This window comes from Pseudonocardia sp. ICBG601 (genome assembly GCF_020496245.1).
The window spans coordinates 1-24,001 of record NZ_JAHLJA010000199.1 but is presented as its reverse complement, the minus strand read 5'-3'; the positions used below and the strand labels follow the sequence as shown (position 1 = coordinate 24,001).

General features: G+C 74.3%; 20 protein-coding genes and 5 pseudogenes. 9 read left to right on the top strand and 16 right to left on the bottom strand.

Going from position 1 to position 24,001, the window contains the following annotated elements; genetic code table 11:
* The 6 genes from KPL57_RS60155 to KPL57_RS60130 form a co-directional block, all read right to left on the bottom strand.
* The coding region (locus KPL57_RS60155) for a family 16 glycosylhydrolase (RefSeq protein ID WP_226358880.1) at positions 1 to 785 on the bottom strand (785 nt) is incomplete at its 3' end.
* A gap of 213 nt (positions 786 to 998) precedes the next feature.
* Positions 999 to 1,670 (bottom strand): glycoside hydrolase family 16 protein, encoded by a 672-nt coding sequence (locus KPL57_RS60150; protein ID WP_264199956.1) that lies wholly within the window; start codon positions 1,668 to 1,670, stop codon positions 999 to 1,001.
* Between the two features lie 854 nt (positions 1,671 to 2,524).
* Positions 2,525 to 3,118, bottom strand: a complete 594-nt coding sequence (locus tag KPL57_RS60145; protein ID WP_226358878.1) for a hypothetical protein — start codon at positions 3,116 to 3,118, stop codon at positions 2,525 to 2,527.
* 4 nt (positions 3,119 to 3,122) lie between these two features.
* Positions 3,123 to 4,274 carry a hypothetical protein gene (locus KPL57_RS60140; protein ID WP_226358877.1) on the bottom strand — a complete coding sequence of 384 codons (1,152 nt, stop codon included), beginning with the start codon at positions 4,272 to 4,274 and terminating at the stop codon, positions 3,123 to 3,125.
* A gap of 3 nt (positions 4,275 to 4,277) precedes the next feature.
* A complete protein-coding gene (locus KPL57_RS60135) occupies positions 4,278 to 4,793 on the bottom strand; it encodes a hypothetical protein (RefSeq protein WP_226358876.1) in 516 nt (171 codons plus the stop codon).
* Positions 4,790 to 5,320: a hypothetical protein gene (locus KPL57_RS60130; RefSeq protein WP_226358875.1), complete on the bottom strand. Its 531-nt coding sequence runs from the start codon at positions 5,318 to 5,320 to the stop codon at positions 4,790 to 4,792. The genes KPL57_RS60135 and KPL57_RS60130 overlap by 4 nt, the downstream gene beginning before the upstream one ends.
* Before the next feature lie 335 nt (positions 5,321 to 5,655).
* Between KPL57_RS60130 and KPL57_RS68640 the strand changes: the two genes are divergently transcribed.
* Positions 5,656 to 6,255, top strand: coding sequence for a hypothetical protein (locus KPL57_RS68640; RefSeq protein ID WP_264199952.1), 600 nt, complete (start codon positions 5,656 to 5,658; stop codon positions 6,253 to 6,255).
* A 59-nt stretch (positions 6,256 to 6,314) separates the two neighbouring features.
* Here the strand turns inward: KPL57_RS68640 and KPL57_RS60120 are convergent, their stop codons facing one another.
* Complete coding sequence (locus KPL57_RS60120) at positions 6,315 to 7,802, bottom strand: glutamate--cysteine ligase (protein ID WP_075334137.1); 1,488 nt, start codon at positions 7,800 to 7,802, stop codon at positions 6,315 to 6,317.
* A 167-nt stretch (positions 7,803 to 7,969) separates the two neighbouring features.
* Between KPL57_RS60120 and KPL57_RS60115 the strand changes: the two genes are divergently transcribed.
* A complete protein-coding gene (locus tag KPL57_RS60115) occupies positions 7,970 to 8,779 on the top strand; it encodes an RNA methyltransferase (RefSeq protein ID WP_226358874.1) in 810 nt (269 codons plus the stop codon).
* A gap of 858 nt (positions 8,780 to 9,637) precedes the next feature.
* Here KPL57_RS60115 and sepH read toward each other — a convergent pair.
* The 3 genes and pseudogenes from sepH to KPL57_RS60100 all read right to left on the bottom strand — a co-directional run.
* A pseudogene (gene sepH / locus KPL57_RS73340) lies at positions 9,638 to 10,483 on the bottom strand (septation protein SepH); the annotation flags it as partial.
* A 317-nt stretch (positions 10,484 to 10,800) separates the two neighbouring features.
* Complete coding sequence (gene serC / locus KPL57_RS60105; protein WP_226358873.1) at positions 10,801 to 11,934, bottom strand: phosphoserine transaminase; 1,134 nt, start codon at positions 11,932 to 11,934, stop codon at positions 10,801 to 10,803.
* Between the two features lie 53 nt (positions 11,935 to 11,987).
* The gene (locus KPL57_RS60100) at positions 11,988 to 12,947 is read right to left on the bottom strand and encodes a GlxA family transcriptional regulator (protein ID WP_226358872.1); all 960 of its coding nucleotides are present in this window, start codon (positions 12,945 to 12,947) and stop codon (positions 11,988 to 11,990) included.
* Positions 12,948 to 13,018: 71 nt separating this feature from the next.
* On the opposite strand from KPL57_RS60100, the gene KPL57_RS60095 reads away from it, so the two are divergent.
* Both KPL57_RS60095 and KPL57_RS60090 read left to right on the top strand, forming a co-directional pair.
* Complete coding sequence (locus KPL57_RS60095; RefSeq protein ID WP_226358871.1) at positions 13,019 to 14,305, top strand: MFS transporter; 1,287 nt, start codon at positions 13,019 to 13,021, stop codon at positions 14,303 to 14,305.
* Positions 14,306 to 14,391: 86 nt separating this feature from the next.
* Positions 14,392 to 15,303 carry a hypothetical protein gene (locus KPL57_RS60090; protein WP_226358870.1) on the top strand — a complete coding sequence of 304 codons (912 nt, stop codon included), beginning with the start codon at positions 14,392 to 14,394 and terminating at the stop codon, positions 15,301 to 15,303.
* Positions 15,304 to 15,341: 38 nt separating this feature from the next.
* Here the strand turns inward: KPL57_RS60090 and KPL57_RS60085 are convergent.
* A pseudogene (locus KPL57_RS60085) lies at positions 15,342 to 16,393 on the bottom strand (citrate synthase 2).
* A 251-nt stretch (positions 16,394 to 16,644) separates the two neighbouring features.
* Positions 16,645 to 17,148, bottom strand: a complete 504-nt coding sequence (locus tag KPL57_RS60080) for a hypothetical protein (RefSeq protein ID WP_226358869.1) — start codon at positions 17,146 to 17,148, stop codon at positions 16,645 to 16,647.
* 203 nt (positions 17,149 to 17,351) lie between these two features.
* Here KPL57_RS60080 and pdxH point away from each other — a divergent pair, with 203 nt between their 5' ends.
* The 5 genes and pseudogenes from pdxH to KPL57_RS71195 form a co-directional block, all read left to right on the top strand.
* Entirely contained in the window at positions 17,352 to 18,005 is a 654-nt protein-coding gene (pdxH, locus tag KPL57_RS60075; RefSeq protein WP_020626955.1) for a pyridoxamine 5'-phosphate oxidase, read from the top strand.
* A 49-nt stretch (positions 18,006 to 18,054) separates the two neighbouring features.
* Entirely contained in the window at positions 18,055 to 19,449 is a 1,395-nt protein-coding gene (locus tag KPL57_RS60070; RefSeq protein ID WP_226358868.1) for an MFS transporter, read from the top strand.
* A gap of 89 nt (positions 19,450 to 19,538) precedes the next feature.
* Positions 19,539 to 20,851: pseudogene (locus tag KPL57_RS60065) on the top strand (citrate synthase).
* A 272-nt stretch (positions 20,852 to 21,123) separates the two neighbouring features.
* Entirely contained in the window at positions 21,124 to 22,038 is a 915-nt protein-coding gene (locus KPL57_RS60060) for a deoxyribodipyrimidine photo-lyase (protein ID WP_308253245.1), read from the top strand.
* Positions 22,039 to 22,149: 111 nt separating this feature from the next.
* Positions 22,150 to 22,335 (top strand): annotated as a pseudogene (locus KPL57_RS71195) (FAD-binding domain-containing protein); the annotation flags it as partial.
* 53 nt (positions 22,336 to 22,388) lie between these two features.
* Here KPL57_RS71195 and KPL57_RS60055 read toward each other — a convergent pair.
* The 4 genes and pseudogenes from KPL57_RS60055 to KPL57_RS60045 all read right to left on the bottom strand — a co-directional run.
* A complete protein-coding gene (locus tag KPL57_RS60055; protein ID WP_226358881.1) occupies positions 22,389 to 22,535 on the bottom strand; it encodes a hypothetical protein in 147 nt (48 codons plus the stop codon).
* A 170-nt stretch (positions 22,536 to 22,705) separates the two neighbouring features.
* Positions 22,706 to 23,251, bottom strand: coding sequence for an ABC transporter permease (locus KPL57_RS71190; protein ID WP_226358867.1), 546 nt, complete (start codon positions 23,249 to 23,251; stop codon positions 22,706 to 22,708).
* A gap of 94 nt (positions 23,252 to 23,345) precedes the next feature.
* Positions 23,346 to 23,471 carry a hypothetical protein gene (locus KPL57_RS68625; protein WP_264199958.1) on the bottom strand — a complete coding sequence of 42 codons (126 nt, stop codon included), beginning with the start codon at positions 23,469 to 23,471 and terminating at the stop codon, positions 23,346 to 23,348.
* Positions 23,472 to 23,637: 166 nt separating this feature from the next.
* A pseudogene (locus KPL57_RS60045) lies at positions 23,638 to 24,001 on the bottom strand (DUF4162 domain-containing protein); the annotation flags it as partial.

Here is a 24,001-nt window from a genome sequence, read left to right as displayed (position 1 = left end):
ATCGATCGCGGCGGGATCTGCTCCGGATCGGTGGTGCGGAAGACCTCGGCGCCGTCGATGTAGAACACGACCCGGTCGGGCAGCCACTCGACGGCGTAGGTGTGCCACTGCGTGAAGTCGCCGCGGATCGTCTTGCCGACCTGGCTGTTGTCCTCGCCGTAGTGGACGATCGTGTGCGTCTCGTTCCGCTCGGGCTTCGGGATCTCCATGAAGTTGAGCTCGCCGCCCTCGGGCCAGTCCTCGGCGTCCGGCCAGAGCAGCGCGACGTCGCCGTAGCCGACGCCGGGGTTCGTCTTCGCCCGGATCTCCCAGCGGCCGTACTGCTGGCCACCCCGCCAGGCCAGCCCGGCGGAGGTGCTCCCGCGGCTGGTGAGGACGAGCTCGCCTTCGCGGACCGCGATGTTCTCGGCCCGGTGCCGGCCGTTGCCCCCGGTGGTCTCGCCCGTGTACGGGCTCCAGCGCGTGCGGTCGAGCGCGGTGCCGTCGAACTCGTCGTGGTCGGTGAGGCGCCAGCCGTTGCGCACGGCCGCCTCGGTGTCCGAGCGCGACGCGGGGTCGAGCTCGCCGACCTCGGTGGGCCGCTCCTGGTCGTGCATCCCGCCCGGCGACGGCGGTGCCGCCGGTGCGGGGGTCGGGGAGGACGAGCCGGTGAGCAGGGACGGTTCCACGGCGACCGTGACGATCCCGGCCAGTACGGCCAGACCCGCCACGAGGCCGACGACCGCGGGCCAGCGGCGACGCGCCGGGGCCTCGGGGTCGTGCTCCTGCTCCGTCTGCTCCTGCACGACCCACTCCTTGATCGTCGACGGCGGGTCGGCGGCAGCCTAGGAGCGGTCGGCTGTGGGGGAGCTGAGAGGCCCGGGCCACCTCGCACCGTGCACCGGGCCGGGGCGCCCTGGCGTGGTGGCTGCATGATCGACCGTTGTGGAGCGGAGAGGTCGTCCTGTGCACCTCCGCACTCCCCAACCGGTGATCATGCTCGGGTGGAGGCCGCCCGGTCAGCCGGCCGAGCCCGGTGCCGTCCCGCCGTCGGTCGTCCCGCCGGGCGAAACCCCGTCGAGGGTGTACTGGCGCACCCAGTCGACCTGCATCTGCGTCTCCTTCCCCGAGCCGCCCTTGGGGAACCAGTCGAGCTGGATGCACAGGTGCATCGGCCCCGGCGGCTGCACCTTCTCCTCGGTGGTCTCGAACCACTTCTCGCCGTCGACGTAGGCAGTGATCCGGTCCGGCGTCCACTCCAGGGCCCAGTTGTGCCACTGCGTCGCGTCGACCTCGACGGAGCCCTCGACCTGGGAGTTGTCCGCGCCGTAGTGGAAGAACGCGTTGGTCTTCTGCCGCTGCGGGTCCATCATCTCCATGAAGTCGAGCTCGCCGCCCTCGGGCCAGTTCTCCGCGGTGGGCCAGAGCAGCAGCAGGGCGTTGTACGACGGGTCCCCGACCGGCGCGCGCACCCGGCCCTCCCAGCGTCCGTACTGCTGGGAGCCCTCCTTCCACGCCATGCCCGCGGTGTTGCCCTGGCTGTCCCCGGTGATCGTCAGGACGCCGTCCGCCACGCTCGCCGCGTCCGGGGTGCGGCGGCCGTTGCCCGCGTGCCCGGCGCCGTCGTAGATGCTCCAGCCCTCGGTACCGTTGTCGAACTCGTCGGGCCGGACGGGCTGCCCCCAGCCCAGCTTCGCCGCCGCCGTGGTGCCCTCTGCGCTCCCGGTGGCGGGTGCTGGGTCGGTGCCGCCGGTGCCGCCGGTGCCGCTGGGGCGGCAGGGCGGCGCGGTGTCCGGGAGCCGGCGGTACCGGATCCGCCGGTGAGGAGCCCGGCGGCGCGTCGTCGCTCGTGCCGTAGGCGGTGGCGCCGGACTCGTCGGGGGCGGCGGTGGTGCCGCTGCCGGAATCGCGGCCGTCCCGCTGTCGGAACCGGAGGAGGAGGCGGTACCGCCACCGCGCTCGGAGTCGTTGCCGCCGGAGCCGGAGCCGGAGCCGGAGCCGGAGCCGGAGCCGGAGCCGGAGCCGGTCGCATCGCCCGACCGCCGGAACGGCCGCTGTCGTCGGAGCCGCCCGCTCCGCCGTCGCCCCCGCCGCCGCGACGGTCCGTCGAGCTGCCGTCGGAGCTGCCGTCGGAGTCGCCGGCGGAGTCGTCGGCGCTGCCGGACCCGTCGGATCCGCTGTCACGCTCGCCGCCACCGGAGCTGTCGGAACCGGAGCTGTCGGAACCGGAGCTGTCGGAACCGGAGCCGTCGGAACCCGAGCCGTCGGAACCGAGCTGGAGTCCGAGCCGCCGGAACCCGAGCCGCTGGACCCGGACCCGCCGGAGCCCGACCCGGACCCCGTGCCGACGCACACCTCGCCACGGCCCCCAGCTCCAGGTCCGGCCGCGGCGCACCGGCGGCGTCCTGCCCGGAGCTCGTCGACGGCGTCGCGGAGCCCCCGGGTTCCACCCCCACCAGCTCCCCGGCGGGCCCGAGCGCCAGCAGGACGACCGTGACCCCCTTGGCCAGCAGGGACTTGAGCAGCTGCTCCAGCTCGTCGGCGGTCATCGCCCACTCCAAGGTTCGGTCACGTCAGTCGTCCACATCGGGGGTGTCGGTGGTGATGGGGGTGTCGGCGGTGACCAGCCAGTGGCCCGCCGCGTCGAGTGCCAGGACCACTCGGGTGCGCCAGCGGCGGACCTCCGGTGCCGTGCCGGGCCCGGACGTCGTCGTGCGGACGGTCGCGACGAGCGCCGTGCGTCCGCGGGCCCAGTCGGTGGCGCCCTCGTCGAGGTCCTCGACCTCGGCGGTCCGGACCGAACCGAGTGGCGGCGGGTCGAGGACGGGCGCTCCGGCGGCGGCCGGGCTGCGGGCAGCGCGTACGGGGTGCCGTCGAGGGTGGTGCCCCCGGCCGCGCCGGTACCGGAGCCGTGCGCGGCGACGAGGTAGGCGCGCGCCACCGCCCCGGGCGACGACGGCCGCGTCGCCGGCACGGCCGGCTCCGGTCCGCGGACGGGGCCGGGATCGCCGAGGGCGTCCCGGTCGGCCGAGGTCAGCACCGCCTGCGACGGCGGTCCGGGCAGCAACGCGGGCACCAGCAGGGCCAGGGGCACCGCGAGGACCGCGGCGAGCACGAGCAGCGGCAGGGAACGTCGCACGGGGTCACTCCGCGAAGCTGATGTGGATGTGGTCGTAGTGGCCGCCGGTCGCGTCGGCGGTGTCGTAGACCCCGCCGCCGGTGTAGCGACGGCCCCAGCCGGAGCCGTCGGCGCGCACCGAGGGGTCCCAGTAGCGGCCCTGCCAGATCAGGTACTTGACCTTCAGCGGGGCCGCGTTGCGTTCCAGCCAGTGCGCGATCGCCCAGCCCTCGTCGAGGTCGGCGCCCTTCGCGAACGCCCCGGCCTTCCCGGTGAACACGTCGCAGGCCTTGCCCTTCGGATGGTCCGACCGCGGGTTCTGCAGGTGCTCGTCCCAGCAGCCGACCGTCTCGATCGTCGGGCCGAACACCGCTTCGACGGCATCGAGGCCGTGCTTCGACGCGCCGGTGAGACAGCCGTCGGAGCGCACCGGGTCGGGTTCGTGGCACCCCGTCGCACCGCCGGTCCAGTCAGCCGCCGGCGCCGATGCGGCGTCCTTCGCCGGTGTCTTCGCCGCGGGTGCCTTCGCCGGGGCGGCCTTCTGCGGCGGTGGCGGGGACGACTCGCGGTCGTCGACGGCCGTCGTGCCGGAGTAGTCGGCGACGAAGCCGTGCACCGCGTCGAGGTAGCGCCGGATCGCCGACGCGCACGCCTGCGAGCAGTTTGCCTCCCCGGCCGCCGGCACCCCCGACCTCGACCCGGTGACCCGGCTGCAGCCCGCGATGTGGCAGACCAGCATCGCGTCGAGCACCGGGACGTCCTTCGGGGTCGTCGCGAGATACCCGGCGGCGGCTCGCAGCGTCGAGCAGAGCCACGGCACGACGACGCGCAGGTGCCCCTCCGGCTCGGTGAGCGCCGCGTCCGGCCAGGGTGCGCCGCCGGCCGCGACCCAGGTCCGTTCCGAGACCTGCAGCAGCCCGGCAGCGGTGCCGGTGCGCAGCTCCGGGTCCCAGCCCGACTCCGCCTGCACCTGGGCGACCACCCAGGCCGGCGGCAGCTCCGGGCAGCCCTGCGAGGTCAGCTCCGTGACCAGGTCGAGGTAGGGCCGCGCCGCCTCCGGCACCCGTGCCGCGTCGATGCCCGAGGTGACCGGCTCCGCGGCGGGGGCGGCCAGGACCTGACCCGCCGTCCCCAGCAGGAGTGCGACGACGACCGGCACGATCAGCAGCGCGCGCACGGCTCACCGGCCCGGCCCGGTCGGGAGGGCCAGTACCCCACGCATCGGTCGCAGCCCACCGACGCCGGCCGGGGTGAGCGGCCGGTCGAGCCGTCCGGACGTGGTCAGCGCGGTGACGACCCGGCCGATCGCGTCGGCGTAGCGGCGGACGGCGGCCGAGGGCCCGGGCCGGGTGAGGACCCCGGCCGCGTCCGACCACGGGTCCGCGGAGCGGGCCCAGCCCGGCACCGCGGGCAGCGCGACGACGGCTGCCCAGCCGGGCCCCGCGGCGTCGGCGTCGATGCCGTCGGGGTCGGCGGTGCCGGGGTGCAGGACGAGGACCGGTGAGTCCGGCCCGGGCGCCGGGGCGACGCGGGCTGCGGCAGCCAGCCCGGCCGCGGTGTCCCGGGTGACGACGACGTCGGGCAGCAGGTCCGGCCCGCACACGCGCCCCAGGTCACGGCCGTGCAGGGCCCGGGCGACGGTCGTCGTCCCGACCCCGCCGGCCAGGCCCCCGACGACGGGGACACGCCCGGTCACCGCACACCGCCGCGTGCGAGGTCGGCCGGCGACGGCCGTCGGGCCGGCTCGGCCGCGGGCCCCGCGTCGACGACGAGCCCGTCGTCGGTGAGCGCGACGGCCACCTCCAGCCGGACCCACCGCGCGGCCAGCCCGCGCCAGCCGCGCGCGGCCGGGGCGGGGGCCCCGGCGGGCGCCCCGATCGGGTCGTCGGGCTCGGGCTCCGGCGCGGCCGTCCCACGGGCGTCGACACGGCGGTAGGGCACGACCCGCACCCGGACGTCGACGACGGCCCGGTCGGCATCGGCGCGGACCCGGCCCGGCAGCACGAGGTCGGCCCGCTGACGCCCGGTCCCGGTCCAGCCGAGCAATCCGTCGGCCGCGGTGGCGGGCAGGTAGGCGGCGAGGACACGGGCGCGGCGGTCGACGTCGTCCTCGTCCCAGGACAGCAGGTCCGCGGCGAAGGCCCCGGCCAGCGCGGACGCCTCGGCGGGGTCGACGAGGGACTGCGGGGCGGCCCCGACGGGGGAGCCGGTGGCGGGCCGCACCCCGGCGTCGCGGGGATCCGGTCCGGCTGGGACCTGCGACGGGTCAGCGCGGCCGGGCGACGGGGCGGCGACACCGGGCGACGGGTCGGCAGGGCTGGGTGACGGGGCAGCGGGGCCGGGCGACTGCTCGGCAAGACCGGGCGACCGGTCGGCGGAGCTGAGTGACGGGTCGGGGGAACCGGCCGAGGGGGCGGCGGGGGGCGGATGACGGGGCAGCAGCGGTGCCGGGCGCGGTCCCTGTCGTTGCGACCGAGGCTCCGGCGGGGCGGGCAGCCGGACCGTGCTCGGGGCCCGAGGGCGCCGGACCCGGCGCCGCGGTCGTCGTGGTGGGCGGCGTGCTGGGTGGCGTGGCGGTCGTCGTGGCGGGTGCCGGCGACGCGGCTCCGGACGCTGCACGATCCGCCCCGCCCTCGGCCGGGGACACCGCGGCGGGCGCCCAGGCTGCCCAGGCGGCAGCGACCTCGTCGGAGGCGGAGGCGGAGACAGGGGCGGGGGCCGAGGTAGCGGCGGCAGGGGGCGGCACCGGCGGGAAGCCGAAGGGATCGGTGACCGGCTCCGGCTCGGCGATCGGCTCCTGCGGCGGCCGCCGCGGCGTCCAGAGCGCCGGTCGCGCCGCCGCGGTCGCGGGACCCTCGGCGGGCAGCGCCGTCGCACCCGTCGTCGGCGCCGGGGGCATCCCGCTCGTCGACGGCGCCGGGAAGGCCTCCCGGGCCCGGGGCGGGACGGGCCGCGGCGCCGGTGCGGGAGCCGGGTCGTCGAGCCAGGGGTCGGGACCGTCGTCGAGGAGGTGCTCGTCGCGGGAGGTGCGGCCGAACAGCCGGAACGGGGACATCGTCGTCGCCCGGGTCATCGACGCCGGTCGGGCTGGTGCTGGATGGACATGTCCCTCCGTCCCGTACGCGCACCCGGGGCGGGTGTGCGGAGGGGGACGGTAGGAACGGGAGGGTGGTGAGCGGGCCCGGTCGCGGAGAATGCTTCGCGATGGCGAAGCCGATCAGTCGGGGATCTCCCAGGTGTGGACGGGTTGGTTGGCCGTCGAGTGCGCCAGGTAGCGCTCGAGCATGCCGCGCAGGGCGGTCATCCGGTCCGCGCCCCGCGCCTCCAGCGCGGCGACGGTGTCGATCTGCCACGACGACCCGGTCTGACGCGTGACGCAGCGCCGCTCCAGCACCGTCAGGTACCGGTCGCAGACCGCGCCGGAGACACCCCAGCGGGCGAGCCCCTCGTGCGCCAGGGGGAGCAGCTTGCGCAGGGCGAGCTCGTCGGGGAGCACCCAGCCGGTGCCGGGCCAGTACAGGGGAGCGTGCATGCCGTGCTTGGCCGCGGTCTGGAAGTTCTCCCGTGCCGCCTCGAACGACACCGCCCGCCACAGCTGCTGGTCGGCCTCGACCAGGGTGCGGAGCAGGCCGTAGAAGAACAGCGCGTTGGCGACCATGTCGACGGTCGTCGGCCCCGCGGGGAGCACCCGGTTCTCCAGCCGGACGTGCGGGGTGTCGCCCGTACTGTCGTAGATCGGCCGGTTCCAGCGCCAGATCGTGCCGTTGTGCAGGGTCAGCTCCGGCAGGTCCGGGAACCCCTTGTCGCGCATCTGCGTCGCCGGGTCCACGTCCGAGGTCAACGGCATCAGGGCCGGGAAGTAGCGGGCGTTCTCGGAGAACAGGTCCAGCACCGAGTCGATCCAGCGCTCGCCGAACCAGACCCGTGGCCGTACCCCCTGGTTGTGGAACTCGGGGGTCCGGACGTCGCAGGACTGCTCGAACAGCGGGATCCGGGTCTCCGACCACAGCTGAGACCCGAGCAGGAACGGCGAGTTCGACCCGAGCCCCAGCTGGACGCCGGCCAGACACTGCGCGGCGTTCCAGTAGCGCCCGAAGTTCGCGGGGGAGACCTGCAGGTGCAGCTGCATCGACGTGCAGGCCGCCTCGGGGATGATCGTGTCGAAGTCGGCGTTGACCCGCTCCTCCGGCGAGCAGCCGGCGATGTCGATCCGGATCGGCTCGCCGCGCGCGGTGAGCATCTGGTCGTTGAGCGCCTCGTAGCGGTCCTCGGGGGAGATCGCCTCGGCGGTCATGTGCCCCGGGTCCAGCGTCGGCAGGATCCCGATCATGACGAGCTGGGTGCGCAGGTCCCCGGCCTTCGCCCCGGCGCCCGCGAGCAGGTCGAGCAGCTCGTGCTCCAGCTGGCGCCACTGGTCGCCGGGCAGCGGGCGCGGCGGGAGGTTCAGCTCGAGGTTCCAGCGGCCGAGCTCGGTCTGCCACTCGCCGGAGTTGATCGTGTCCAGGACGTCGGTCCCGTTGAGCGACGGCGCCAGCTCCGGACCGACCAGGTTGAACTCGATCTCCACGCCGGTCATCGGCTCCGTGTCGGAGAACGGGTAGCTGCTGAGTAGGTCACCGAGAGTGTCCAGACAGCGCTGCACCTTGATCCGGTACCGCTGGCGGTCGCGCCGGCTGAACGTCGTCCGGTCGACCACCTGACCCATGCGCGAACCGACCTCCATCGAACGGGGAGCGCCTCCTCACCCGCACGGCGGAGGGCCGTGCCGAGGGAGGCGGCACTACACCGTGTCATATCGCCGGACCGGGCGGTACCGGCTGACCGGGCGACCAGACGCGGCGAACGGTCAGTGACGTGGGACGATCGGGCGTCGTGGCCATACTCACCACGGTCGAGCACCCCGACGACCCCCGTATCGACGATTACCGCGACCTCACGACCGCCGATCGGCGCCCAGATCGGCCCGGTGGGCGCGGGCTGGTGATAGCGGAGGGTGTCGTCGTCGTGCGTCGTCTGCTCGACTCTCCGTATCCGGTGCGGTCCCTGCTGGGGGTCCCGCGCCGCCTCGACGAGCTCTCCGACGAGCTCGCCGGCGTCGACGTGCCGGCCTACGCGACCGACGCCGACACGATGGCCCGCGCGGTCGGGTTCCATCTGAACCGGGGGGTGCTCGCCGTCGCCGACCGTGCTCCCGCGCCGTCCCTCGACGACGTGCTGGCCCGCGCCCGCACGCTGGCGGTCTGCGAGGGGGTGGGGGACCACGAGAACCTGGGGTCGCTGTTCCGCAACGCCGCCGCCCTCGGCGTCGACGCGATCCTGCTCGGCCCCGGCTGCTCGGACCCGCTCTACCGGCGCAGCGTCCGTGTCTCGATGGGGCACGTGCTGCGGGTCCCGTTCACGACCCTCGACGGCGCGTGGCCCGCCTCGCTGGACCGGCTGCGGGAGGCGGGGTTCACCGTCGCGGCACTCACCCCCGCCTCCGACGCCGAGCCCCTCGCCACGGCGGGCCTGGGCGGCCGGAAGGTCGCCCTGCTGCTGGGCGCGGAGGGACCCGGCCTCACTGACGAGGCCCTCGCCGCCGCCGACCGCCGTGTCCGGATCCCGATGGCGAGCGGCGTGGACTCGCTCAACGTCGCGACGGCCGCCGCCGTCGCCTTCCACGCCGTCACCGGCGGGGGTTGACCCCGGCCGCGTTCCCACACCGGATCCGGGCTCCCACACGGGACCGGATCCGGTGTGGGAGGCCGAAACCCGTGCGGGAAGGTGTCAGCGCTGGCCGCGGACGCCGAGCAGGACCTCGTCCCACGACGGCATGACGGGCTTGCCCTTCTTCGTCCGCCGCGATCCTGCGGTGGACGTGCGGCGCGGGGCCGCGCTCTCGGTGTCCTGTGCCGGAGCGGGGTCCGTCTCCTGCTCCGACGTGGCCGGGGTCTCGGTGGTGGCCGCGGCGGGGGCCTCGTTGCGCTCGTCGGCAGACCCGTCGTCCGTGGCGACCCCGCGGTCGTCGGTCCCGGGGCTCGCCGCCGTGGAGCTGGTGCCGGTGCCCGCGGGCTTCCCCGCGGACTGTGCCTCGGTGGACGGTACAGCGGTGGACGGCGCCGCAGCGGACGACCCTGCGGTGCTCGCCGCCGCCTCCGCGGTCGTGTCCTCGGGAGTGGCCGGCGCGGTGGCGGCCGGTGACGTGCCTGCCGGAGCCGGGGTGCCCGCGGCGCCGGCGTCCGACGCCGAGGCGGCCGCTCCCGTCGTCGTCGCCGAGGCGGTCGCGTCCGTCGAGTCGTGCGCGGGCCCGGTGGCCGACGAGCCCGTACCGATTGCGTCCGTGGCGGTGGCCGCCGGGGCCGGGACGACCGGGTCCACGCCGTCCGAGCCGGTCGGGCTCGCGTCGCCGGAGGTCGTGCCGCCCGGGGTCGTGCCGTCCGCGGACACACCGTCCGAGGCGGGTCCGCTCGACGCGGTGTCGGTCGCGCCGGCCGACCCGGTCCCGTCGGTGGTGTCGGTGCTGTTGGCGGCGTCGGTGCCCTCGACCTGTTCGACGCGCTTCGGAACCACGGGCGCCGCGGCGGCCGGGGCCCGGGTGTCGTCCGGGCGGGTGCCCACGGTGCGACCGGGTGTCTCGACGCGGGTCCGGGGCGGCGGCGGGCTGGCCCGACGCTGCTCGGGCGCGATCCCGCGCCCGGCCCAGGCCTCGGGCTGCTGCCCACCGGCCGCCGCGACGGCGCGCGCGGGAGCGGCGGTCGTCGGCGCCTCGGGGGCGTGGTCCTCGTCGCGGGCCATGTCGACCACAGACCCGAGCGGGCGCAGTGGACGTGCGGGCAGACCCTCGACGAGGTCGGAGGCGTGCTCGTCCAGCGCGACGACGGTGCCGCCGTGCGCACCGGGCTGGAACGCCCAGTGCGCCGCGTTGTCCGAGCGGCCGGTCTGCCAGGTCAGGACGACGACCCACTTGCCGTCCTCGCCCTTCCAGGAGTCCCAGCCGGCCCCGGCGTAATCCTGTCCGCGCAGGCCGAAGGTGTGCGCGACGGTCTCACCGAGCGTCCGTGAGTCGGGGCCGTCGGCGCGCTGAGGATGCGCACTCTGGGCCAGCTCGGCGGTCCGCGACCGCTCGAGCAGGACCGGATAGGCGAAGCGTTCGATCTTCTGGGTCGGGACGCCGGCCGCGGCTGCGACCTCGTCGACCGACGCGCCACCCCGGATGCGGGCCTGGATCTCCCGTGGGCGCAACTGGCTCTCCAACTCGATCGCGATCTGGCCGAGCCGGGTCACGTCACCCCGTGCCGCGGCCCGCAGCTGCTCGTCGGCCGGCACCGTGTAGCGCTCGCGGCGGCCCGGGTCTTCGAGGACGACCGAGCCGTCCCCGGTCACCCCCACGACCCGCAACGCGCGCATCGACCTGACCTCCTGCTGTCGTCCCCGTCCGGGTGACGGTAGATGGCGAGGGGTCCGTGCCGGGTGAGGCGCGCCGGGCGAGTTCTGCCTGGTCGACAACACCTACTCGCCCGGGGGACCACCGGACCTTTCTCACTGACCGTGCTCAGCGTCGCACAGTTCGTGACGCACGAGGGAATTGGGGCGAGTGTTGCGCGTGTGACTACAACGAGTTGCTATCGATCACGCAACGACGCTGCGTGGCGACGCAGCCCCCACACACGACGACGGCCGCCCCCAGGTGGGGACGGCCGTCGCGGTTCGTCGACGAGCAGGTGTCAGGAACCCAGCCGCTCCACGACCCAGTCGATGCACGCGGTCAGCGCCGAGACGTCCGACGGCTCGACCGCCGGGAACATCCCGATCCGCAACTGGTTGCGGCCCAGCTTGCGGTACGGCTCGGTGTCCACGATCCCGTTCGCGCGCAGCGCCGTCGCCACCGCGGCGGCGTCGACGGCGTCGTCGAAGTCGATCGTGCCGACCACCAGGCTCCGGTGTGCCGGGTCGGTGACGAACGGCGTCGCGAAGCTGCTCTTGTCGGCCCAGGTGTAGAGCCGGTCGGAGGAGTCGCGGGTGCGCGCGACGCAGCCGTCGAGCCCGCCTCGGGCGTTCATCCAGCGGATCTGGTCCTCGAGCAGGAACAGCGTCGCCAGCGACGGCGTGTTGTAGGTCTGGTCCTTGCCGGAGTTGTCGACGGCGGTGGCCAGCGACAGGAACGGCGGGATCCAGCGGTCCGACGCGGCCAGCTCGGCGACCCGCTCCAGGGCCTTCGGGCTCATGATCGCGAGGAACAGGCCGCCGTCGGCGGCGAAACCCTTCTGCGGGGCGAAGTAGTAGACGTCGGACTGGGTGATGTCGACCGGCAGTCCGCCGGCGCCGGAGGTCGCGTCGATCAGCACGAGCTGATCGTCGGTGGTGCCCGTGGGCCGGTTGACCGGCACGGCGACGCCGGTCGAGGTCTCGTTGTGGGCCCAGGCGATGACGTCGACCGACGGGTCGCTGACCGGCTCCGGCGCGCTGCCCGGGGCGGCCTCGACGATCACCGGGTCGGCCAGGAAGGGCGCGCCGGTGGTGGTGTCGGCGAACTTCTGCGAGAACTCGCCGTAGGTCAGGTGCAGCGACCGCTCGCGGACCAGGCCGAACGCCGCCGCGTCCCAGAACGCGGTCGAGCCGCCGTTGCCGAGGACGACCTCGTAGCCGTCGGGCAGCGAGAACAGCTCGGCCAGGCCCGAGCGCACCCGTCCGACGAGCTCCTTCACCGGCTTCTGCCGGTGCGAGGTGCCCAACAGGGAGTCGCCGGTCGCGGCGAGGGCGGACAGCTGCTCGGGGCGCACCTTGGACGGACCGCATCCGAAGCGGCCGTCCTGCGGAAGGAGATCGCCGGGGATCTTCAGATCGGCAGGAGAGGTCACGGTCCCAGTGTCGCAGCAGTGCCCGTGGTGACGTGCGCCCAGTGCCGCGCGGATCACGCGCCGGCGGGTGCCCGGTGGGCGCGCCGGTACGCCAGCGGCGCCATCCCGATCTCGGCGTGCAACCGCTGCCGCAGCGCCGCGGTGGTGCCGAACCCGGCGCGCGCGGCGACCTGCTCGACGGGCAGGTCGGTGGTCTCCAGCAGGCGGCGCACCAGCTCCAGACGACGCGCGGCCAGCCAGCGGGCGGGGCTGGTGCCGGTCTCGGCGCGGAAGCGCCGGGTGAAGGTCCGCACGCTCATCGACGCCTGCGCCGCCAGCTCCTCGACCGGGAGCGGCCGGTCGAGGCGGTGCAGCGCCCACTCCCGGACGGCGTCGGTGGCCGGGCCGCCGGGGTCCGGTACGTGCGAGGCGACGAACTGGGCCTGCCCGCCCTCCCGCCACGGCGCGACGACGTTGCGCCGCGCGGTCGCGGTGGCCACCGCGGCGCCGTGGTCGCGCCGGACCAGGTGCAGGCACAGGTCGATGCCCGCGGCCACGCCCGCCGAGGTGAGGATGTCGCCGTCGTCGACGAACAGCACGTCGGGGTCCAGCTCCACCTGCGGGTACAGCGCGCGGAAGGCGTCCACGTGTGCCCAGTGGGTGGTGGCGCGGCGGCCGTCGAGCACGCCGGTGGCGGCCAGGGTGAACGCGCCGGTGCAGATCGCCACGACCCGTGCGCCGCGGTGCACGGCCCGGCGCACCAGATCGAGGACGGCCTCGCCCGGGTCGTCGGTGTTCGGGCCGCGCACGGCCGGCACCACCAGGGTGTCCGCGCGCTCCAGCACGTCGATCCCGTGTTCGGGCAGCACCCGGTACCCGGCGCTGGTGCGGACCGGGCCGCCGTCGACGGTGGCGACCCGCACGTCGTAGAGCGGGATGCCGTCCGCCGTGGTCGTGGTGCCGAGGATCCGTTCGGGGATGCCGAGCTCGAAGGCGATCACCCCGTCGACGGCGAGCACTCCGACCCGGTGCATGGCCGAATTCTTGCACATGTCGTCCGCCCGGCCACTGTTGTGCGCCGCACCGCCCCCGCACGATGACCCCCATGACGACGGCGCCCACGACGGCGGACACACGAGCACGCCGGGTGCACCCGGCCTGGTGGGCGGCGGGGGCGACGTTCCTCGCCCTGCTCGGCGCGGCCGGGTTCCGGTCGACCCCCGGGGTGCTGGTCGAGCCGCTGCACGCCGAGTTCGGCTGGGGCATCGGGTCCATCTCCTTCGCGCTCGCGGTGAACCTCGCCCTGTTCGGGGTGACCGCGCCGTTCGCGGCGGCGCTGATGGAGCGCTTCGGGGTGCGCCGCGTGGTCGCGACCGCGCTGGTCATGGTCGCGATCGGCGCCGGCGCGACCGTGTTCATGACGGCGGTCTGGCAGCTGGTGCTGCTGTGGGGCGTCGTCGTCGGGCTGGGCACCGGCTCGATGGCGATGGCGCTGGTCGCGACCGTGGTGAACCGTTGGTTCGTCGCCCGCCGCGGCCTCGTCTCCGGGGTCCTCACCGCCGCCACCGCCACCGGGCAGCTGGTGTTCCTGCCCCTGGTCGCGGCCGTCGTCGAGTCGGGCGGGTGGCGGCCCGCGGCGTTGATCACCGCCGGCGCGGCACTGGCCGTGGTGCCGGTGGTGTGGCTGTTCCTGAAGGACCGGCCCGCCGACGTCGGGGTCCTGCCCTACGGCGGCACCGAGGCCGACGTCGTCGCGCCGCAGCGCACGGGCGCCGCGCGGCTGGCGGTGCGGGCGCTGGCCGACGCCGCGCGCACCGGCACGTTCTGGCTGCTCGTCGGCGGGTTCTTCATCTGCGGCGCGACGACGGCGGGGCTGGTCCAGTCCCACTTCGTCCCGGCCGCGCACGACCACGGCATGCCCGCGACGACGGCGGCCTCCCTGCTCGCCCTGGTCGGCATCTTCGACCTGCTCGGGACGATCTTCTCCGGCTGGCTGACCGACCGGATCGACCCGCGGCTGCTGCTGGGCGCCTACTACGCGCTGCGCGGGCTGTCGCTGTTCCTGCTCCCGCCGCTGTTCGGGACCGACCTGAACGCCAGCATGCTCGCGTTCGTCGTGTTCTACGGCCTGGACTGGGTCGCGACCGTCCCGCCGCCGATGGCGCTGGCCCGCGAGGCGTTCGGCGCCCGCTCGGCGGTGGTGTTCGGCTGGATCTTCGCCTCGCACCAGATCGGGGCGGCGTTCGCCGCGCTCGTCGCGGGTCTGGTCCGCGACGCCCTGGGCAGCTACGACATGGCCTGGTACGGCGGCGCCGTCCTCTGCGTCGTCGCGGCCGGGCTGTCGCTGGCGATCCGGCGCCACCGGGCCCCCGTGCCGTCGCCCGCGGGCTGATCACCATCTGCTCACGATCGTCCCGATCCGCCGCCGACGTGCCCTGTGTCCGGTACGACACGGGGAGTCGACGAGAGGGGCGAGTCGTGACCGAGAACCATCCCGGCCCGGGGGAGCCCGTGCCGCCGCAGCCGGGGATCGTGCCGCTGCGACCGTTGGACGCGGGGGAGATCGTGGGCGGGGTGTGGCGGTTCCTGCGCCGGACCCCGTGGACGGTCCTGCCCGGCCTGCTCTACGCCGTCGTCGTGCTCGGGACGCTGTGGCTGCTGCAGCCGGTCGGTGCACTGCAGCCGGCGAACCCGTTCGACCTGGTCGGGACCTTCCTGGAGGCGACGCTGTCCGGCCTGCCCTTCGGGCTCGTCGCGGCCGCCGTGGCGCCGCTCGTGCTCGCTGCGGTCCTCCCGGCGGTGGCCTCGGCGGTGTACGGCTCGCGGACCGGGATCGCCGCGGCCTGGGCACGGGGCCGCCCCCGGCTGCCCGCCCTCTACGGCGTCCAGCTGGCGCAGCTGGTGATCGGGCTCGTCCCGATCGCGGTCGGCGCCTTCGTCGCGCTGCCGCTGTGGCGTGCGGGCGGGGTGGCCGCGGCGGCCGGGCTGCTCCTCGTCGTCGTGGTCTACGCCGCGCAGACCTGGATCGCGATCCTGCTGTCCCTGGCGTCGCCCGCGGTCGTCGCCGAGGGCCTCGGTGCGCGGGACGCACTGTGGCGGTCGGTCGAGCTGGTCCGCGGTGCCTGGTGGCGCTGCTTCGGCGTGCTGATGCTGGTCGGGCTGACCGTGGCGGCGGCCGCGATCGTGGTGATGATCCCGGTGTTCGCGGTGACCTTCGCCCTGATGTTCACGGTGAGCCCGACGCTCGGGCTGGCCGTCACCGGGGTGGCCTACGTCCTGCTGCTGGGCCTGGTGCTCCCGGTCTCGGTCGCCGCGCCGGCGCTGCTGCACCACGACCAGCGGGGCCGCCGCTCCGGGGTGGTCGGCCCCCCACCGGGGGAACAGCCGTAGCGCGCTCGGCCACGGGAGTTCCCCCGGGGAAGGGGGGATCAGCGGGCGGAGACCGAGTCCCAGCCCTCGACGTCCTGCGGCCTGCGCGGGCCCGGGCCGATGTACTGCGCGCTCGGGCGCACGAGCTTGCCCTCGCGCTTCTGCTCCATGACGTGCGCCGACCAGCCGGCGGTGCGGGCCGAGGTGAACATCGCGGGCATCATGTGCGGCGGGACCTCGGCGAAGTCGAGGATCACCGCCGCCCAGAACTCGACGTTGGTCTCGATCGGGCGGTCCGGGCGTCGCTCGCGCAGGATCGCCAGCGCGGTGCGCTCCAGCTCGGCGGCCACCTCGTAGCGCGGGGCGTTCAGCTCCTGGCAGGTGCGGCGCAGCACGCGGGCCCGCGGGTCCTCGGCCCGGTAGACCCGGTGCCCGAAGCCCATGAGCTTCTCCTTGCGGTCCAGCAGGCCCGTGACCAGCGCCCGGGCGTCGCCGGTGCGCTCGACCTCGTCGATCATCGGGAGCACCCGGGCCGGGGCGCCGCCGTGCAGCGGGCCGGACATGGCGCCGATCGCGCCGGACAGCGACGCGGCGGCGTCGGCACCGTGGAGGCGATCACCCGGGCGGTGAAGGTCGAGGCGTTCATGCCGTGCTCGGCGGCGGACACCCAGTAGGCGTCGACGGCGGCGACGTGGCGCGGGTCGGCTCGCCGCGCCAGCGGGTCATGAAGCGCTCGGTGATCGTGGGAGCACTCGTCGATGCGCGACTGCGGCACCGCGGGCACGCCGATGCCGCGGGCGGACTGGGCGACGTAGGACAGCGCCATCACCGAGGCGCGGGCCAGGTTGTCGCGGGCCTCGGCGTCGTCGATGTCGAGCAGCGGACGGTAGCCCCAGTACGGGGCGAGCATCGCCAGTGCGGCCTGCACGTCGACCCGCACGTCACCGGTGTGCACCGGGATCGGGAACGGCTCCGCCGGCGGCAGGCTCTGCCCGAAGCGGCCGTCGACCAGCAGCGCCCAGACGTCGCCGAAGGTCACCGTGCCGGCGAGGTCCTCCAGGTCGACGCCGCGGTAGCGCAGCGAGCCGCCGTCCTTGTCGGGCTCGGCGATCTCGGTGCGGAACGCGACGTGGCCCCTCCAGCCCGGACCTGAATCCGGGGGGCGGCGGGGGCACCTCGTGCGCGAGCGTCTCGGTCACCGGGTCTCCTTCGGCTCGGATGGTCGCCGCCACCCTGCTCCGAACGGCCGGGGCGGGGCAACGCGACCGGCCGGTGGTGTCGATCACGAACCGGACACCCGTTCGTGAACGGTGGCCGTGTGCGGGGCGGCGGGACGCCCCGCACACGGTCCGCGCGCCGGGGTCAGTCGGTGAAGTAGACGGGGACCCCGGTGACGATGTTCTGGCTCAGCGCCTTGACCGCGGTGGTGGCGATGATCTGGGTCCCCGCCTTGCCCCAGTGCACCGTCCCGTGACCGCTCTTGCCGCAGCCGAGTGACACCCAGTACTCCTTGCCGTCGCTCCACCGGAACCCGCGGGCCTTGACGCAGGCCTGGCCGGAGGAGAAGTTCGGGACCTCCCAGGACACCGTGATGTACGGCTTGCTCTGCCGGGCGATGTGTCCGCAGCTGCCGTTGTAGGTGCGGCTCCATTTTCCGCCGATCGGCGCGTAGGCGGCCCGGTCGATCTTGCCGCACGACACCGTGCGCACCGGCGCGGTCACCTCCCGCTCCGGCGCCGCCGCCGCGGCAGCCACCGTCCCCGTCCCCGTATCCGATGGAGCCGCCACCGGCGCGAGCGCCACGGCCCCGGTGAGCAGTACGGCCAGCGCCGTCGCGACCGGCGCGAACATCCTCGTCACACGCATCGTCTTCCCTCTCGTCATCCGAGCGGGGGTCGTCGTACGTACCCACCATCCCCCCGATCGGGTGGGTACGGATCGACTATTGATTGCGGGATGCAACGACGTCAACGGGTGATCCGGGCGGTCGGGGACCGAACGGCGGGTGCGCGGGCGGCGGGCGCGTGCCTACGGTCGTCGGCGGCACCGACCGTGAGTGAGGGGAACCGATGACGGACGCACCCGCGCTGGAGAGGATGCGGATCGACTACGCGAGCCGACCGCTCGACGTCGACGACCTGGCTCCGACCTGGTACGAACAGCTCACCGCGTGGCTGGAGCAGGCCCGTGAGGCCGGGCTGACCGAGCCGAACGCGATGGTGCTGGCGACTTCGGACCCGGACGGGCTGCCGTCGTCGCGCACCGTCCTGTGCAAGGGCCTCGACGCCGGCGGCATCGTCTTCTACACGAACTACACCTCCGCCAAGAGCCACGACCTCAACCGCACGCGCGTCGCCTCGGTCACCTTCCCCTGGTACGACCTCCAGCGTCAGGTGCAGCTCTCCGGCCGCGTCGAGCGCTGCTCCGAGGCCCAGTCCGACGCCTACTGGGCGCTGCGCCCGCGCGGGTCACAGCTGGGGGCGTGGGCGTCGGCGCAGTCGACGATCGTCGCCGGGCGCACGGTCCTCGACCAGGCGCTCGCCGGGGTCACCCGCCGCTTCGAGGGCGTCGAGGAGATCCCGCGACCGCCGCACTGGGGTGGCTGGCGGATCGTGCCGTGGCAGGTCGAGTTCTGGCAGGGCCGCGCCGACCGGATGCACGACCGGCTGCGGTTCGAGGTCGGCCGCGACGACTCCTGGTCGGTGCGCCGGCTCGCCCCCTAGGGGCAACCCGGAGGCATGATGTCGGGGCGTCCGTGTACACCTTGACATCGTGAGCACGCGCAACGATCCCGGTGAGGGGCCGACGCAGCCGGTGCCGGGCGCCGAACGGGACACCCCGACCCGCCCCGTCCCCTCGCCCGCGGACGAAGGGCCGACGGTCCGCACCCGCGCGTCGCGGCTGACCGGGCTGCTGCGGTCGACCTTCGCCGACACCACCCCGCTGCGCACGCCCGCCTACCGGCGGCTGTGGGCGGCCGGGATCGTGACGGTGATCGGCGCCCAGCTGTCGGTCGTCGCCGTGCCGATCCAGATCTTCCAGCTGACCGGGTCGTCGGCCTACGTCGGGCTGACCGGTCTGTTCGGCCTGGTCCCGCTCGTGATGTTCGGGCTGTGGGGTGGCGCGATCGCCGACGCCGTCGACCGGCGGGTCATGCTGCTGTTCACCGGGTCCGGCATCGCGCTGAGCTCGCTGGCGCTGTGGGTGGTCTCGGCCAGCGGGGCCGGGAACGTGTGGGTCGTGCTGGTGCTGTTCGCGTTCCAGTCGGCGATGCTCGCGATGAACCAACCCACCCGCAGCGCGGTCATCCCGCGGCTGCTGCCCGCCGAGCAGCTGCCCGCCGCGAACGCGCTGAACATGACCGTCGTGCAGGTCGGCGCGGTGCTCGGGCCGCTCCTGGCCGGGGTGCTGATCCCGTTCATCGGGCTGTCGACCCTCTACCTGGTCGACGCGATCTTCCTGCTGGCGACGCTGTGGGCGACCTGGCGGCTGCCCGCGCTGCCGAGCTCCGCGCAGCGGGTGGACGGTGAGCGTCCGAAGGTGGGGCTGCGCGCGGTGGTCGACGGCTTCCGCTACGTCGGTACCCAGCGCATCCTGCTCGTCTCGTTCCTGGTCGACGTGATCGCGATGGGGCTGGGCATGCCCCGGGTGCTGTTCCCGCAGATGGCGGTGGACACCTTCGGCGGTACGGCCGACGGAGGTGTCCAGCAGGGCCTGCTGTACGCGGCGATCCCGATCGGGATGGTCGCCGGCGGCGTGCTGTCGGGCTGGTTGCAGAAGGTGCAGCGCCAAGGCGTCGTGGTCGTGGTCGCGGTGTGCGTCTGGGGCGGTGGGGTCCTGGTGTTCGGCCTGACCGGGTCGTTGTTCCTCGCGGTGCTCGCGCTGGCCGTCGCCGGCGCCGGCGACCTGGTCAGCTCGGTCTACCGGTCCTCGATGCTGCAGACCGTCGCGACCGACGAGATGCGCGGCCGGATGCAGGGCGTGTTCATCGTCGTCGTCGCGGGCGGGCCACGGCTGGCCGACATGTGGCACGGCTCGGCGGCGTCGTTGATCGGGCCCGGTGTCACCGCGACGCTCGGCGGCGCCGCGGTGATCGTGGGCGTGCTGCTGTGCGTCTGGCGCTTCCCGGAGTTCCTCCGCTACCGCGCGCCCCGCGACGGAGGGTGAGAATCGTCGCCGCGTTCTGCGGATTCGCCCCGGCGGGCTAGCGTGTGCCCGAGACCCGATTGATCCCCGCTGTGAGAGGGAACCTCCACATGTCCGACGAGACCGCCGCCAAGTCCGACACCGCCGTACTCCGGTATTCGGGCGGCGAGTTCGAGACCGCGGTGCACACCCCGACGGAGGGGTCACAGGCCGTCGACGTCAGCAAGCTGCTCGGCAAGACCGGCCTGGTCACCTTCGACCCGGGCTTCACCAGCACCGCGGCCTGCTCCTCGGCGATCACCTACATCGACGGTGACGCCGGCATCCTGCGCTACCGCGGCTACCCGATCGACCAGCTGGCAGGGAACTCCACGTTCCTCGAGGTCAGCTACCTGCTGATCTACGGCGAGCTGCCGAGCCAGCAGCAGCTCGACGCCTTCACCACCCGGATCAGCCGGCACACCCTGCTGCACGAGGACCTGAAGCGCTTCTTCGAGGGCTTCCCGCGGGACGCGCACCCGATGCCGGTGCTGTCGTCCGCGGTCAGCGCGCGCTGTCGACCTTCTACCAGGACTCGCTGGACCCGCACGACGAGGAGGCCGTCGAGCTCTCCACCGTCCGGCTCATGGCGAAGGTCTTCACGATCGCCGCCTACGCCTACAAGAAGTCCGTCGGGCAGCCGTTCCTGTACCCGGACAACTCACTCGGCCTCGTCGAGAACTTCCTGCGGATGACCTTCGGGTTCCCCGCCGAGCCCTACGAGCTGGACCCCGACATGGTCCGCGCGCTCGACACGCTGCTGATCCTGCACGCCGACCACGAGCAGAACTGCTCGACCTCGACGGTGCGTCTCGTCGGTTCCAGCCAGGCCAACCTGTTCGCCTCCATCTCCGCCGGCGTGAACGCGCTGTTCGGCCCGCTGCACGGCGGCGCCAACCAGGCGGTGCTGGAGATGCTGACCCGCATCAAGGACGTCGAGGGCGGCAACGTCGACGACTTCGTCAGCCGGGTCAAGAACAAGGAGCAGGGCGCGAAGCTGATGGGCTTCGGGCACCGGGTCTACAAGAACTACGACCCGCGCGCGAAGATCGTCAAGGAGCAGGCCGAGACGATCCTCAAGAAGCTCGGCGTCAACGACCCGCTGCTCGACATCGCGATGACGCTCGAGGAGAAGGCGCTGGCCGACGACTACTTCGTCGAGCGCAAGCTCTACCCGAATGTCGACTTCTACACCGGCGTCATCTACCGGGCGATGGGCTTCCCGGTGAAGATGTTCACCGTGCTGTTCGCGCTCGGCCGGCTCCCGGGCTGGATCGCGCACTGGCGCGAGATGATGAACGACCCGCAGAACAAGATCGGGCGTCCGCGCCAGCTCTACACCGGTTCCGCGGAGCGCCTCTACGTCCCGGTCGGCCAGCGCTGACCAGGTAGCAGCACCGCACCGGCCTCTCTGCACGAGCGGGCCGCTCGTACGACCTCGTCGTACGAGCGGCCCGCTCGTGCGTTCCGGGGCGGGAGTGCGACCGGGGGAGGGGGCCGGTTCGGCGGGCGGGTGGGACGCGGCGGCGCTAGCGTCGACCGGCATGGCGCCCAGCACTGCCGTCGTCTGGTTCCGACGAGACCTCCGGGTCGCCGACCACCACCTTCCTCCGTCGGCGCCCCGGCGCCGCCGCCGACCGCGCGCTCGCGCTGTTCGTGCTGGACCCGGCACTGCTGAAACCCTCCGGAGCCGCGCGGGCGAACTTCCTCTACGGCTGCCTGCGCGAGCTCGACGAGGCCCTGGGCGGGAAGCTGCTCGTGGTGAAGGGGGACCCGGCGGACGTCGTCCCGCGGATCGCGACGGCCGTCGGCGCGCAGACCGTGCACGTCGCCGCGGACTACGGCCCCTACGGCCGCGAGCGCGACGAGCAGGTAGAGAAGGCACTCGCCGAGGACGGCGTCGAGCTCGTCCGGACCGGCTCGCCCTACGCCGTCGCGCCCGGCCGGGTGGAGAAGGGCACCGGCGGGCCGTTCAAGGTGTTTCACCCCGTTCAGCCGGGCGTGGGTCGACCACGGCTGGCGCGCCCGGCCGGGACCGACGCGTCGACGTGCACGTGGATGGACCCCGCCGACAAGAGCGGCGGACCCCGCGCGGTGCGGATCCCGGACGACGAGCCGGTCGAGGCCGAGCTGCCCGAGGCGGGGGAGGCCGCGGCGCTGGCCCGCTGGGCGGACTTCCTCGACGAGGGCGTGGCGGACTACGGGTCCGCCCGCGACCTGCCCGCCGAGCGCGGCACCTCGGGCATGTCGCCGTACCTCAAGTACGGCTGCGTCCACCCGCGCACGCTGCTCGCGGACCTGGCGAAGCAGAAGGGGGACTCGGTGAAGACCTACCGCACCGAGATCGCCTGGCGGGAGTTCTACGCCGACGTGCTGTACCGGCCGCCCGGACTCCGCGCGCGAGAGAACTACGACAAGGCCTTCGACCACCTGCCGCTGCGCACCGGGAAGGCCGCCGACGCCGACTTCGAGCGTGGTGCGAGGGTCCGGACGGACGGGCTTCCCGATCGTCGACGCCGGGATGCGCCAGCTGCGGGGGCGAGGCGTGGATGCACAACCGGGTGCGGATGATCGTCGCGTCGTTCCTGGTCAAAGACCTGCACCTTCCGTGGTGGCGCGGCCGCGGCACTTCATGTCGCTGCTCGTCGACGGCGACCTGGCCTCCAACCAGCACGGCTGGCAGTGTGGACGGCCGGGTCGGGGACGGACGCGTCGCCGTACTTCCGGATCTTCAACCCCATCACCCAGGGCGAGCGGTTCGACCCCGACGGGGACTACGTGCGCCGCTGGGTGCCCGAGCTCGCCGAGGTCGGGGGGCAAGGCCGTGCACCAGCCGTGGAAGCTGCCCGGCGGCATCCCGGAGGGCTATCCGGAGCCGACGAGGTCGACCACAAGGCCGAGCGCCAGGACGCGCTCGCCCGCTACGACCAGGTCCAAGGCCGCCCGGCCCTGAGCGCGTCCCGCCAGCGGACCCGGGCCGCGGTGCGCAGCACCGAGTTGCGGTACACCCGTGCCGACAGCAGCACCATCCCGGCGAGGGCGGCCAGCGCCAGCAGATAGGCGAGCACCGGCTCCCCACCACGCGGTGACGCCGAGCGCCGGTGCGCGCGGGCATGAGCGTCTGCGACAGGTACGGCACGAACGACAGCACCGTGGTGACGGGGTTGCGCGGGTCCACGGGCAGCACGGCGACGGCGAGCAGGAACGGCACGAGCAGCACGATTGGCGATCGGCGCGGTCACCGACTGGAGCTCCTCCTGTCGGGACACCAGCGCGCCCGCCGCCGCGTAGAGCGTCGCGAACAGGAAGAACCCGACAGGTACCAGGCCAGCGCGGACACCAGCGTCGGCAGCAGCAGCGCCGGACCGCGAGCACGCCGGTGCCCACCGCGACGGCCGCGCCCCACCCCGCCGAGGATCAGCAGCTGCAGCAGCCCGACCAGGCCGAGCCCGAGCACCTTCCCCGCGAGCAGCTGCCGCGCCGGGACGGTCGCGAGCAGCAGCTCGACCACGCGCCCGGCCTTCTCCTCGACCACCCCCTGTGCGACGGCCGCGCCGTAGGCGGTCACCGAGAAGAACAGCAGGAACGTCACCACGAACGCGGTGCCGATCCGCTGCCCGAGCTCGGTGTCGACCGGTTCGAGGGTGCGCACCCCGACCCCGGACAGCGTGCTCACCCGGTCCGGGTCGGCCCCCGCGGCGAGCAGTGACTCGCGCACGGCCTGCTGCTCCACCACGTCGGCGACCAGCGACCGCAGCCCGGGAGCGACGTCGTCGAGGCCCACGGAGCTGGTAGGTCCCCGGTGCCCCGGTGAGCATCGCGTCGGCCTCGCCGGTGCGGACCATCGACTCCGCGGTGTCCCGGTTCCCGGCCCTCGGTCAACGCGCAGCGTGGTGCCCCAGCCGGTCCGCGGTGCCTGCAGCTCGCTGCGCACAGCTCGCGGGCCGGCCCTCCAGCACCAGCGACGACGACGAGCCCTGCGTCCCGGCGAACACGACACTCACCGCGCCGTAGCCCGCCGAACACCAGCAGCATCAGCAGGATCCCGACGACGAACGTCCGCGACCGCAGCTGGGTGGTGATCTCGCGCCGCGCGACGAGCAGCACAGTCTTCATCGGGCGCGGTCCGTCGGGAGGGGCGCCGTCCGTGGGAAGGGCGGGGTCCGCCGGGACGGCGCGGTCGCGCACGGCGTCGCGGTACAGCTCGGTCAGCGGCGGCCCGTACGGACCGAACGCGTGCACCGGCCCCGGCGGCCAGCGCCGCGGCCAGCAGCGCCTGGTCGTCGGTGCCCGGCGCCAGCTCGACGCGGGTGCGGGCACCGTCGACGTCGAGGACCCGCACCCCGGGGAGGTCGTCGGCCCAGCCCGGTGGCGGGCCGGTGACGTCGTAGCGGGTCGGCGGCACCGGCGCGTAGCCCGTCGACCGTGCCGATCGCCACCATCCGGCCCGCCGAGATGATGCCCACCGGTCGCAGAGCCGCTCCACCAGCTCCAGCTGGTGGGAGGAGAACACCACCGGCACCCCGGCCGCGGC

Excerpts from the sequence above, each read along its gene's own strand:
- KPL57_RS60095 (WP_226358871.1), top strand. The coding sequence starts at position 13,019 with ATGACGACGGCGCCCACGACGGCGGACACACGAGCACGCCGGGTGCAC.
- KPL57_RS60080 (WP_226358869.1), bottom strand. The coding sequence starts at position 17,148 with ATGCGTGTGACGAGGATGTTCGCGCCGGTCGCGACGGCGCTGGCCGTA.
- KPL57_RS60100 (WP_226358872.1), bottom strand. The coding sequence starts at position 12,947 with ATGCACCGGGTCGGAGTGCTCGCCGTCGACGGGGTGATCGCCTTCGAG.
- KPL57_RS60120 (WP_075334137.1), bottom strand. The coding sequence starts at position 7,802 with ATGGGTCAGGTGGTCGACCGGACGACGTTCAGCCGGCGCGACCGCCAG.
- pdxH (WP_020626955.1), top strand. The coding sequence starts at position 17,352 with ATGACGGACGCACCCGCGCTGGAGAGGATGCGGATCGACTACGCGAGC.